This window comes from Ignavibacteriales bacterium (assembly GCA_016709155.1).
In the GTDB taxonomy this organism is placed as follows: domain Bacteria; phylum Bacteroidota; class Ignavibacteria; order Ignavibacteriales; family Ignavibacteriaceae; genus JADJEI01.
This window is the reverse complement of record JADJEI010000013.1, coordinates 816,145-829,448: the sequence shown is the minus strand read 5'-3', so window position 1 is coordinate 829,448 and position 13,304 is coordinate 816,145. Positions and strand designations below refer to the sequence as shown.

At 37.7% G+C, this 13,304-nt stretch carries 9 protein-coding genes; 3 read left to right on the top strand and 6 right to left on the bottom strand.

What is annotated here, in order from left to right; genetic code table 11:
• Positions 1 to 47: 47 nt before the first annotated feature.
• The 5 genes from IPH11_17195 to arsM form a co-directional block, all read right to left on the bottom strand.
• Positions 48 to 884, bottom strand: coding sequence for a DUF2279 domain-containing protein (locus tag IPH11_17195; protein MBK6915308.1), 837 nt, complete (start codon positions 882 to 884; stop codon positions 48 to 50).
• Positions 885 to 1,299: 415 nt separating this feature from the next.
• Positions 1,300 to 1,731 (bottom strand): hypothetical protein, encoded by a 432-nt coding sequence (locus tag IPH11_17190; GenBank protein ID MBK6915307.1) that lies wholly within the window; start codon positions 1,729 to 1,731, stop codon positions 1,300 to 1,302.
• A 57-nt stretch (positions 1,732 to 1,788) separates the two neighbouring features.
• Positions 1,789 to 3,099 carry a peptidase gene (locus IPH11_17185; GenBank protein ID MBK6915306.1) on the bottom strand — a complete coding sequence of 437 codons (1,311 nt, stop codon included), beginning with the start codon at positions 3,097 to 3,099 and terminating at the stop codon, positions 1,789 to 1,791.
• A 108-nt stretch (positions 3,100 to 3,207) separates the two neighbouring features.
• The gene (gene acs / locus IPH11_17180) at positions 3,208 to 5,097 is read right to left on the bottom strand and encodes an acetate--CoA ligase (GenBank protein ID MBK6915305.1); all 1,890 of its coding nucleotides are present in this window, start codon (positions 5,095 to 5,097) and stop codon (positions 3,208 to 3,210) included.
• A gap of 145 nt (positions 5,098 to 5,242) precedes the next feature.
• The gene (gene arsM / locus IPH11_17175; GenBank protein ID MBK6915304.1) at positions 5,243 to 6,241 is read right to left on the bottom strand and encodes an arsenosugar biosynthesis arsenite methyltransferase ArsM; all 999 of its coding nucleotides are present in this window, start codon (positions 6,239 to 6,241) and stop codon (positions 5,243 to 5,245) included.
• Positions 6,242 to 6,421: 180 nt separating this feature from the next.
• On the opposite strand from arsM, the gene IPH11_17170 reads away from it, so the two are divergent.
• The 3 genes from IPH11_17170 (at position 6,422) to IPH11_17160 (ending at position 12,073) form a co-directional block, all read left to right on the top strand.
• A complete protein-coding gene (locus tag IPH11_17170) occupies positions 6,422 to 8,497 on the top strand; it encodes a hypothetical protein (GenBank protein MBK6915303.1) in 2,076 nt (691 codons plus the stop codon).
• A 196-nt stretch (positions 8,498 to 8,693) separates the two neighbouring features.
• The gene (locus IPH11_17165) at positions 8,694 to 10,391 is read left to right on the top strand and encodes a T9SS type A sorting domain-containing protein (protein ID MBK6915302.1); all 1,698 of its coding nucleotides are present in this window, start codon (positions 8,694 to 8,696) and stop codon (positions 10,389 to 10,391) included.
• Positions 10,392 to 10,582: 191 nt separating this feature from the next.
• Complete coding sequence (locus IPH11_17160) at positions 10,583 to 12,073, top strand: T9SS type A sorting domain-containing protein (protein ID MBK6915301.1); 1,491 nt, start codon at positions 10,583 to 10,585, stop codon at positions 12,071 to 12,073.
• A 274-nt stretch (positions 12,074 to 12,347) separates the two neighbouring features.
• On the opposite strand, the gene IPH11_17155 is transcribed toward IPH11_17160, so the two are convergent.
• The gene (locus IPH11_17155) at positions 12,348 to 12,971 is read right to left on the bottom strand and encodes a hypothetical protein (protein MBK6915300.1); all 624 of its coding nucleotides are present in this window, start codon (positions 12,969 to 12,971) and stop codon (positions 12,348 to 12,350) included.
• Positions 12,972 to 13,304 lie beyond the last annotated feature (333 nt).

Genomic DNA, 13,304 nt, shown 5'->3' with positions numbered 1-13,304 from the left:
AATATCAATTGAATGAATTAGAGCATAATTAATGGGGAGGTAAATCATTAGTTAAAAATGAAGAATCTATAATCTGGTTTTCTCCCGCTTTGGAATTTAACTCCAGGGGCAGGATAATGAAGCATATTGGCTGTGTCAATAATAAGCTTCCAATCCTGATTATTGGTTGAAAAAATTTTATCCAAATTAAAATCCAGACCTATCAAATATTCTCTTCTCTTATAATCATCTGAAACACTGTAACCAATTCCAAGTTGTAAATATTCCGGGTAGAAATTCATAAATGTGTTTTGAAATAAATTATGGACATCAACTGTTAACCAATAAATATGAGCCTCGTAAGTGGATGTTAAATTAGGGGGGAAATGAAAATCATGGGTGGGGATGTAACTCCATTTAAAATTAAAATTTTGAAGAACGGGTAAAACGTCCTGGAGATAACCATACCCCAAGCCAATTGTATTAAAAACTAAATCCTGATAGTCAAATCCAAAACGGGAAAACCCATCACCAACTTCAATTACCAAACCAATACCGAGGCTCATAATGGCAGCATGAAGTTTTGAATCATCTTCCGGATAACCGCCCCAAATCAACAGATTTTTAGAAAGCTTATAAAAAAAATAGGAAGTATAAAAATGTCCGACTTTGTCAATTCCTTTCGAGTACGGGTCGTTTAGCCATCCTTCACCCTCCTCTGACGAATAGAAAGTGAACCGTCTTTGACCATCCCTCCACCACATATAATATCCCGATACTAAGGTAGATGCATAAGCTCCAGAAAGAAATGCAATGGATAAATTTTTTCTTGAATAGAATGGGCTTGATTCATCGTTTTTATATAGCAGGGAATCTTGTGCAAAGACAATTTGAATGTACAGCATAAGTATTAGTAATGACTTTCGCATAGCTTCACAAAACTAAATGTTAGAAATCAAAAAAAAGACCGATCAGATGCTTATTATCCGATTCATTGTACAACTGTCCCCTTTCCTCAAACCCTGCCCTGAAAGTATAGGCTAATCTAATGTTGGACAATTTGTCTTGCGCATATTTTAGCCCCACCTGAAAAGATTTTGTTGAACCATAATTCACCTCCTCTTTAATTTTAAAATCAAATGCAAAGTAAAGCAATAATTCATTAGATAGATATTTCCCCCATCAAATCCTAATTGAAGATGTACGTGTTTATCTTTTTCGGTTCATTATGAAAATTATAAGAAGCGGAATAATATATTTTGCCATTAATAATATTCAACAGGTTTTCAGACGCTATTCCGATATAGTCTCTTACATAATTTATTGATTTTCTATTGAGCTGTGTAATTCCATCATCTGAAAATGGGCACTTAAATGACCCCAATTAAATCTTAGAATAAAATTATCATAAAACTTTTTGTCAATAAATAAATCTACTAAATAGTCTGCAGTAAATACCTGAATATGCGGCGGGGTAATTTTTAATGTGTTAAAAACTGTGGCTGCTACTGTAAATTGATAAATGTTTTCATCAAATTCGAAATTAACTAGAGGTTTTTCAATACCAATATTGCCAAACCATTCATTTGATTCAAATTGCTTGGACAAAGAAAACTGATGCGATAATGCATCAGCATAATATTTATCGTAAATCTTATTTTCAGGAAATAGTCTGATCGTCTGTGCAAAGCTGTTGAGTGAATAAATCAACAATGAAAGTAATAAGAGTACAATAACATGAAACGAATTCATTTTTTTAGATATTAATAAAAAAGATAATCGCAGGGTCTGCCTCGCTGCGAATGATTGTTAATCGCTGCTAAGCAACTTTACACCAAGCCACTCTTCCAACTTAGAATAGATCACTTCCTTGTCATCATCGGAAAAATCTTTTATTCTTGTTCTGTGTGAGCCGCCGGGCAGTACCATCTTTACGGAGTTAGTTTTTCCTGTCAAGCAAACTCCTGTCGAACTCCATGGATCATTGCCGCCGTAAATGAAAATAAAATTTTTTGCTTCGTTTTGAACCCAGTTGGAAATATCCTGCGTAACGGTGGGGTCAAACTCAGGTAGTACATTTAATGGAAAGAAAAAGGGAGTATGCCCGTCCGCATATTCAATCAAGTCTCCGAATGGTGAAATATTATAGCCGTAATAACCATACTCGGTGTAGCATTGGTAAAAGAATGGATAGATTCCTTCAATATCCTGATCACTAAAATAAGTTACCCCTCCATTTATAAGCAGGTGTTTCCAGATGTCTTCAATCGAAGAATGGGCATCAGGGATTTTAGAGCAATCACCATCACTCCACTGCCAGTAAGCGAATGAATATTCGAGTACTGCATATTCGTAAGCACGCTCGCCCCCAACGATGTTATAGGTCAATCTTTTTTCTTCAGCATTCTTCAGGAAAATGGGATAAAGTTCGTCTCGCTTTGTAAGACAAATTTTCTGAAAATCAAATACTTTTTTTCTGCATTCAGGAGTGGATACTGAGTTTATCCATTCATACACGCGCTGATCTTCGGTTGAAAAATTAATTGGACCAACATAAGGAACGCAAACATCTACATCATCGGGATAAAATCTTGCGTGAAAAATAACAGTTGACCCACCCTTGCTAATTCCAGTGCTTATCCATTTTTCTTTGTAGTAGTTCTTGAATAATTCTACAATACGGTGATGATCATCAGCAGCCTGTTTGATAGTCAAATATTTCCAATCGAATGGTTCAGGAACAGATTCGCCAAAGTAGCGGTGTTCAACAACAAGCTGATTACAATCAAGCATCTTTGTTAATTCCTGTGTCCAATTTCCTGTTGCGTAACCTTCAAGGTACATCACCATTGGTTTCTCAGCATCAACGTGAGAAAGGAAAACTTGCTGTTTGAATTTTTGTCCTTCAGGATTATTATGATCAACAGGCATTGTTACCATTATTTCATAGACTTCGCTGAACATATCATCGCCCGTTATTTGCTTAACTTCAAATTCCGGGATTGTCTTTAGCCATTTGTAAAGATCGGTTTCACTTTGCTGGGCGGTAATGCTTTGAAAAAATCCCAAAGTAAATAAGAATAAAATACTAAGGAAGAGGTTTATATTTTTAGAATTCAAGAGTTACTCCATTTTAAATTTAATCATATACATTTGCAGTCTCGAAAAGTTTCAGGGCACTGCCACGAATTTCACGAATTGCACTAATTTATTAATCAAAGTTATATCTCAATCCTCAAGCGTGCTTAAATTTCCCGGGTCTAATCCAAGTGCTTTGGCTTTCAGAACTCTTCGCATGATTTTACCGCTTCGGGTTTTTGGTAATGAATCAACTATTTCAACCAACTCGGGTTTGGCAATCGGACCAACTTCGTGACCGACATGCTGCCTTAATTCTTCACAAAGTTTATCCGACTTTTCAAAACCATTGCGAAGAATAACAAAACAATGAATTGCGTTTCCTTTAACTTCATGCGGTAAGCCAATAGCAGCAGCTTCAGCCACAGCAGGATGACTAACGAGAGCGCTTTCAATTTCTGCTGTTCCCAATCGGTAACCGGAAACTTTTATTACATCATCCACCCTTCCTATAATCCAGAAGTAGCCGTCTTCATCGCGTCTTGCAGAATCACCGGTCATATACATTCCCGGGAAACGTGACCAGTATTGATTAACATATCTATCAGGATCATTCCAAACTGTTCTGAGCATTGCAGGCCAGGGTGTTTTAATAACAAGATAACCTTCCTCATTTGGTTTTACAGATTTACCCCCTTCATCAACGATGTCCATAACAAGTCCGGGGAATGGTTTTGTCCCCGATCCGGGTTTTAGGGGGGTGCAAGGCATCGGTGTAATCATAAACATACCAGTTTCAGTTTGCCACCAGGTATCCATAATTGGGCATTTTTCTTTTCCGATCACCCTGTTGTACCATTTCCAGGCTTCAGGATTTATTGGTTCGCCGACAGTTCCAAGCAATCGGAGTGAAGAAAGATTGTAACGGTTTGGCCAGGCATCTCCAAATCGCATAAGTCCTCGTATAGCAGTCGGAGCTGTATAAAGAATATTTATTCCATATTTTTCAATCATCTGCCACCATCGGTGGGGGTAAGGAAAAGTCGGGGCACCCTCGTACATAAAGGATGTAGCTCCATTTAACAACGGACCATAAACTATGTAACTGTGCCCGGTAATCCAACCAGGATCAGCGGCACACCAAAACCGATCTTCATCGTGAATATCAAAAACATATTTTAATGTTGAATAAATACCTACCATATAACCGCCATGTGTGTGCAGTATCGCTTTAGGCTTGCCGGTTGTTCCTGAAGTATAAAGCAGAAATAATGGGTCTTCAGCATCAACAATTTCAAGGCTTTCGGAGTTATTGGCGATAGGTAAATTCATTAATTCGTGATACCACATATCCCTGCCGGCTTCCATATTTATTTGATGACCGGTGCGTTTAACAACCAAAACGCTTTCAACAGTTGCGGCTCGCTGCAAAGCTTCGTCGGCAATTTTTTTCAGCTCGACAATTTTACCGCGTTGAAATGCTCCATCAGATACAATTAAAACTTTTGACTGACTATCCTCTAATCTCTCGTGTAATGCTTCAACAGAAAACCCGCCATAAACAACAGAGTGTATCGCTCCAATTCTTGCGCAGGCTAACATTCCAATCATTAATTCAGGAATTCTTCCCATATAAAGTGTTACACGGTCTCCTTTATGCACGCCAAGACTTTTCAATACATTAGCAAACTTGCAGGTTTCACGATGCAGAGCAAAGTAGGAATAAGTTTTTACATCGCCATTCTCCCCCTCCCATATTAATGCAAGTTTATTTCTTCGTGGAGTTTTAATATGAACATCAAGGCAGTTGTACGCAATATTCGTCTTTGCGCCTGTAAACCATTTAAAGAAAGGTTTATTCGAATCATCTAATACTTTATTCCATTTCTTATGCCAGTAAAGATTTTTAGCTTCGGTTTCCCAAAAGCTTACAAAATCTTTTGATGCACTTTCATAAAGCTTTTCACATTTAGCATGAGCGAACTTTACAATTTCATCAGTTGGATAATAAACATCACCGGAAAGTTTTTTATCGGACATGGCAGAATCTCCAAAAAGTTTAATAATAAATTATTAGATAATTTTGATTTGGAAAATAAACCTGAAGGAGTTTATAATCAATTTTTTTAACTTAATTTTTATAAAATAGATTCACACCATATTGAACTTGAATGATTCAATTATTTTATGTAAAAGAAGAAAAGATACGGCTGTTAGCAGCAACCCCTCCGTCATAAAAGTAAGTTGATTCTGAAATGAAAATATCTTTCCGATTTAATGATTTTAATGCAGCAGCAGTTTTATCACAAACAGCAAGAGGCTGGTTATATAGAAGCACGTGCCCCTTATTATCATCGTATAATTCATCTTCGCCAAAATAAATTGCAGTCTTGCCGGTAAAAACACAAGCGCCATCTTCCGGCATTGGATCTTTTATTGCACAAATTTCTACACTCTCCACAAAAATATTATGATCAGTATTGTAGTGAAGTTTATCAATCATGCGATAAGCTCGTTTTGCCCGCACTTCAATAGTTCCAAAACCAATTTCCGAAATCATTTTCAAATAATCTTTGAGAGGAATTGCACCGCTCAAACACAATGCTCGAAGTGTTTCATCATTTCGCAAATCATCGGGAATAAAATCCTCACATACAGGATCACTTAAAACCAATCGTCCATTTGGTTTCAGCACACGGAACATCTCCCCGAGAGCTGTTTTTAATTCTTCTTTATGAAAAATATTGAACAAACAATTTTGTGCAGCAATATCAATCGTTTCATTTTCGATTGGGAGATCCAAAGCATCACCATTCCGAAGATCAACAAAATTTCTATTGAACCAACTGTTTTGTTCTTCGGCTAAGTAAAGGTTTTGATCGCATTTAGAAATCATTTCTTCGACGGGATCAATTCCAATTACATTTTTTTCTTCACGACTGAAGTATGAAAACTGAAGCAGTTCCATTCCCCCGCCCACTCCAACATAAAGTATTTTCGGGTTATTGACTAAATCACGCGGGTTTACGGTGCTGCCGCAGCCGTAATTCATTTCAAGCATTTCTTTGGGAATATTCAGATCGGGAAATTGCCAAATTGGGGTGGTGGTACAGCATAAGCCTTTTTGCGGATTTTCAGCAGCTTCTTTGTAAACATTTTTTGCAGTTTCTAAGTACGAACTCATTGGATAAATTACTCCTTTATTTTCTAAACAATTTTAGATACTAATATTTAAAATTTGTGTCTGTTAATTTACAATTTTCGATTTTAATTATATGAAATAATTGAATTTGATTTAAACTATTAAATGAATATTTTTTATTAGGTGCAAGTATTATTTCCACAATAACTAAAGAGACGCAGTATGAAAAATCTTTACTCAGCAATAATCTGTTTATTTATCCTCTTTTTCTCCACTTCAAGTACAATCTTTCCGCAATGGTCAAGCGATCCTTCAGTAAATCTTGCAGTTTGTGATGCAGCCGGTGATCAGGCTTTGGCAAAAATAGTTTCTACATCCGATGGAGGCTGTTACATTTCGTGGTTTGATACGCGCTCAGGCGATTATCATGTTTATCTTCAAAGACTTGATCCTGCCGGTTTCGAGTTATGGGCAGACAATGGCTTGCTGATAAGCGACAATCCTAATTTTACTTTTATTGTTGATTACGATCTTATTGTAGATCATAATGACAATGCCGTGCTCGCTTTTTGTGATTCGAGAAATTCAGGTAACTTAAACGTGTTTGCTTACCTAATTAGTCCCGAAGGCAATTTCCTATGGGGTAGTGATGGAATAAGTTTATCAACATCAACTGATTTTCAAGCGGCGCCGAAGATTACTGAAACAACAGATGGTAATTTTGTTTTTTCATGGGTAGTGGATGCAGATCAATCACAAATAGCAAATCAAAAACTCTCGCCGGACGGAACCAAACTTTGGGGAACCGACCCCATCCTTATTCAATCGGTGAGTGAAGGTTATAGCTATCCTGATGTAGTTGCTTCGGATAATGATGCAGTGATTGTGGTTCACACCACAGTTACAGGAACTTTTCCTGCACAGACAGTAAAACTTCGGGCAACCAAACTTGATGCTGACGGTTTGTTTGAATGGGGAACGGGAGGGGTAATGCTGCAAAATCTTGGAACTATTTCTTCATTCAGTGTTCCGGAAGTTTATTCTGATAATTTAAATGGCGCTATAGCGGCTTGGCATGATGATAGAGACTTTAATAATCTTCAAAGCGGATTTGCTCAACGTATTTCATCCAACGGAACAATCTACTTCCCTGAAAATGGAGCCGAGCTATCTTTAAAAGCTAATAGACATAAATTCAATCCTGTTGCGGCTTTCGATCCGGTTACTCAACAAACTTTTACTTTCTGGATGGAAACGGATGCAAACCAAAATCAGAATGGAATTTCAGGACAGTTACTTTCTCCAACAGGCGAAAGATTGTGGGGAGACAATGCTAAAATATTTAAAGATTTAAGTGCGCCATTCACGGCTTCCATCAGCTATCTTAATGAACTAATGGGAAATGGTGCTGCAAATCTTTTTTACTTAGTTGGAAACGGAAGCGGATTAAATCAAACTGTTGAAGGATTTGCGTGTGATGCAAACGGTGATTTTATCTGGAGCGGTGATTTTGTTACACTTTCAAATTCCACACAAGACAAATTGCAGTTAGCTTCTTCAATTGATAACAATTTTAATTGTAATCTTGCATGGGGTGATATGCGCTCATCCAATCATGATATCTATGCACAGGATATAAATAAATTTGGTGAATTGGGAAATCCAATTGTTCCAGTTGAGTTACAAAGTTTCACTGCAACAGTAACGCAAAATTCAGTTTCACTTAATTGGCAAACAGCAACTGAAACGAACAACAGCGGATTTGAATTAGAAAGAAGCCTCATCCCCAACCCCTTCTCCAAAGGAGAAGGGACTTTTGAGGCAATAGGTTTCGTTCCAGGGTTTGGGACTACTACCGAACCTAAGAGTTATTCTTTCACTGATGAAAATCTTTCAAGTGGTAAATATCAATACAGATTAAAGCAAATAGATTTTGATGGAAGCTTTGAATATTCAAACACAGTTGAAATTGAAATAAATTCACCAACAGAATTTTCACTTGAGCAGAATTATCCTAATCCATTTAATCCCACAACAAAAATAAAATATACAATTCCTTCAACTCCCCTCTCCTTTGGAGAGGGGTTGGGGGTGAGGCTTCTTGTGTATGACATACTTGGCAACGAAGTTGCAACACTCGTAAACGAAACACAACAGCCCGGCACTTACGAAGTGGAGTTTAATGTAGGACAGGCTATCAGCCTGTCCAGCGGAGTGTACTACTATCAACTACGAGTTTACCCGGTAAGCGGGGCGGGTAGTTTTGTTGAAACTAAGAAGATGATGCTGATGAAATAGTTCTGCTGCAATGTTATTCGTAAAATTAAGACCGTCACGTGTGGCGGTCTTTTTTTCAACACTAAAATCTCTCCTCAATTGTGCGAATAGATTTGTTTAAAATACATGTTGACTATGATTTAATTTAATTCTAATTTCAGATCGAACTGTTCAATTAATTATTTAATTATTCATTTCATTATTCGGAGAGTGTCCTATGAAAAAACTTTTTTACTTTCTTTCACTCACCTTTCTTTTTACAACAACCATCATAGCTCAGAATGGTCCGGAAATTTGGACTACAACCACAACGAGTATTGGGCGTGTTTATGGAATGGTGATTGATCCTTCTAACCAGGATATCATGTATTCTGTCGGTCTTGATTTTGGTGTTTATAAAACCACAGACGGCGGAACTACATGGAATACTGCGAACACCGGTTTGACTTTTGTACAGGTCCAGGCAATTGATATTTCAAAGAACAATCCAAATGTTCTTTATGTCGGTACTGCCGGCGGCAACGCAAACAGCGGTGTTTATAAAACTACTGATGGCGGCGGAAACTGGACGAAGGTGAATACTGGAATAAACGAATCCAATATTTCAATCCAAGCTCTTGCAATTGATCCGACTAATCCAAATACAGTTTATGCAGCAGTGTTCGATGGGGTATTAAATTCAATAAATGGACTCTTTAAAACCACAGACGGAGGGGCAAATTGGTTCCCTTCAGTAAATGGTATGGCAGCTCAAAGAAATTTTTTATCTTTAGCATTTGATCCGGTTGATAATAACGTTGTGTACGCAGGTACCTCTTTCTTCGTTGTAACTGCTGACACTGGTATTGGACCTTCAATAGTATATAAAACATCCAATGGTGGCGGTAACTGGTTTAATACCAGCAATGGAATCCCCCAAACCCCGGGAGATAGAAATCCTGTACGAGTTATCAATGTTAGCGATGCTAATTCCAATTATTTACTTGCAGGATTATTTATGAATACTGCAAACGGCGGAGTTTACATCAGCACTGATGCAGGCGCAAACTGGACTCGTAAATTTAATGGTGCACCGCAAGATGTAGGTACACTTATTCGTTCTGCCACTTTCAGACCGGGCTCAACTACAGAATATTTTGTTGGATTAGACAGAAGTACTTTTGTAAACATTGGCGTTTGGGGGACTACCGATGGCGGAGCAAATTGGACGTCTTTCAATGGCGGAACAATGCTTGATGTTTATTCAATTAGAGCACTTGTATTTAATTCAACCGGCAGCCACACATTGTTTGCCGGATGTTCCTCTCCAATCGGTTCAGGAGCAGGCGTCTATGAATATACTTTCCCTGTTATTCCTGTAGAACTTGTATCATTTAATGCTGATGTAATTGGGAATTCAATTAATCTTGGTTGGGTAACAGCTACCGAAACAAATAACCAGGGGTTTGAAATCCAGCGGACTTCTTCAACTTCTGAAAATTGGGAGAAAGTCGGATTCATTGCCGGCTTTGGTACTTCAACAGAACTGCATCATTATTCATTTAGTGATGAGCCAACCGCTTCTGGAAAATATCAATACAGACTAAAACAAATTGACTTTGACGGAAGCTTTGAATATTCAAACACGGTTGAAGTTGAAGTAATGGTTACAAAGGATTATTCTCTTTCTCAGAATTACCCCAACCCTTTTAACCCTGCTACATTAATAAGTTTCTCTATTCCTAATGATGAATTTGTCAGCTTGAAAATTTATGATGTACTTGGACGAGAGGTTGCGCAGATCATCAATGAAAGAAAAAGTGCAGGCACACATCAAATTGAATTTGATGGTACAGCCTTGAACAGCGGTGTTTACTACTATACGCTTACAGCTGGCAGTTATACTGAAACTAAAAAAATGTTGATGATTAAATAGAAATATTATTTTTCCTTTTGCACTGAATAATTCTAATCCCGCTCCGGCGGGATTTTTTTTGAGTTCACCTTACGCAAAATAAGAATTGGTGTCATTTTGAAAACGCTCAAAGGAAAATATATCCTCTGAAAATTGGACTTTTATTAGTAGAATTGTTAACTTTAATCAACAACAATTTTAAGGAGCACCAAATGAAAACTTTATTACACGTTTTGTTCTTGTTTCTAATGGTTACTTTTCTATTCCCACCTGTCAACGCTCAAATAAATAATATACAATCTCCAATAACACTCTCACCTGATCAGCTCAAGGGCTTAACTCCTGAAAAGTTTATGGATATTTTATTGGAGAAAAATGAGCAAGGGGTTTTAGCCAATCATACTGTTGGTAAAACTCTGGATGGTTACATCTTCAGCAGTTTTACTTATCAATTATGGACCGGTGCGTGGGAAAATTATTTCAGATATACTTTTACTTACACTGCTTCATTTGATTTTTCTGAATTTCTTATAGAAAGCTGGTCCGGTACAGCGTGGGAAAATTATTCGAGAACGGTATTCTCATACTCAGGGGGCGGGTTGCTTACTTTAAGCGTTGGTCAATCCTGGACAGGCGCTGACTGGGAGAATAATTCTCAATCACTTTATTCTTATAACGGCTCCGATCAAAATACCGAGACAATTAATCAGGATTGGGTGGGCGGTGCATGGGAAAACCTGAGCAGAGAGCAGTACACTTATATCTCGAATAATTTAGTTCATACTTATATATATCAACTTTGGATGGGTGGTGCATGGGAAAACAATTATCAAACCACAAACACATACAATGCGAGCGATCTTGTAACCGAAAGTCTATACCAGAATTGGTCCGGAGGCGCATGGGTTAATCAATCGAAAACTAATACTGCGTATAATTCCAATGACGATATAATCTCTCAGGTATCATATTTGTGGTCGGGCGCTGTATGGGACAATTCCTCCCAGAATCTTTATACTTATGATTCTAATGGCAATCAGACTGAATATTTAAATCAAATTTGGATACCTGCTACAGGGTGGGAAAATTCTTACCGCACAGTATCCACTTTTGATTCAAATAATAATAACACTGAAGAAATTTCTCAGAACTGGGATATGGTTGGTTCTGACTGGGTAAACCTGAGCCGGGGCACTTTTACTTACAACTCAAACAATCAGTTATTGACCGGACTTAGTGAAAGTTGGGATGCAGGAACCGGTTGGGAAAATGATGGTTTTGATACCTATTCCTATGATATCAACAATCTCCTGGCTGAAGTTATTTCACAAATTTGGACAGGTGTTGATTGGTTAAATTTCTTCAAAGTGATTTATTCTTACGTCCCATTTACAGATGTTAATGAAACACTTCCCGTTCCCGATGACTATGTTTTATTCAATGCATATCCTAATCCATTTAATCCTTCTACAGTTATCAGTTATTATCTGCCTTCAGAAAGTTTTGTACAGCTTACCGTTTTTGATATCATCGGTAATGAAGTTGCATCACTTTCAAATGGTGTGCAAAAGGCTGGTAAATATGAGATAGAATTTTCAGCAGAGGTTTTATCAAGCGGAATTTACTTCTACCGCATTGAGGCATCTTCTATTGATGGCAATAAATCTTACAAGCAAACAAAGAAGCTAATGCTGATTAAATAATTTTTTAGAGAATTTATAATCATAACAAGACCGTCCCTTGTGGCGGTCTTTTTTTTGTGAAGTAATTCTTCGTGAATCTTCGTGTCTTGGTGACTTTGTGGCAATTTACTTTTCCGCCACCAAGACACAAAGACTCAAAGCAGCACAAAGAGAACTAATAAAAAAAGGCGATCAGCTTTTCTGCCGATCGCCTTTATTTTGCGATACATATCATTTTAAGTTACTATAGTTTTTCCTTTTTGGGGGGTGGGGTGATTTGTTCTCAATGCATTCATTAACCGATTATAACGGTAGTGGGGTCTGATGCATTGCCGACTTCGGTATTTTTTATTACCAGGACTGTTTTATATTCCCTTTTTTCAGGGGCGCCGTTAAGCTTAGGACGTGCGTCTATGAATTTAGGGGCAGTCGAGTACCCGATAAATGTGAATTCAGTTTCAGCGCCGCGCTTGCAGTAAACATTATAAGTGTCTGCGATATCCATTACGCAGGTGATCCTTACAGTATTATCCGGAAGGACTTTCGCTTTTATGGTCGCCTGAAGATTATCAGGTAATGGGGGTGGGGTATCCGCCTCGATGCCGAGATCTTCGCCGCCGAATGTTGTGTAGCCCGGGCTTGCTTTCATTATTTTAACCATTGCCCTTATACCATTGGAAGAACTGATAGAATCAACCCGTTTCACTTTGGCTTCATCTACCTTTGCGTGGTAATTGGCTGTGGCTGTTAGCAATGCGATATACGCCGTGCGCTGAGCTGTGACTAAATTAGTTAACGCAGTTACCTGTGCAGGTGATAACCCGAACGCTGCTGCGTATGTAGGAAGTTTTGCCAGGAAGTTTTCTGCCCAGCTATCGAGGCCGGCTAATGTGTCCGGCAGGAAATTATTTTTAGCCATGTTTGGCTCCAAGAATTTATTAATGATTGAGTTAATTATTCGAACACCAAAAACTTTATCCTGTTTTTATTTTTAAGAATCAAGTTTTGACGTTCAATATATAACTACCAAAAGCTGTGCCAAACCAATTTTTAGTAGAACCCAATTCTTAGTCAAAGCCAAAATTTCAATAAATGATAGTAAAAAGTGCAAAATTTTATTCTTTTTAAAGAATGACAAAATATATTTGCAAAATTTATACATGAATTTGTAATCCATGGAGGTGAATTTGCAATCCATGACGATTAATTTGCAATCCATGACGATTAATTTTACAAATTACTTGCGTTTTAT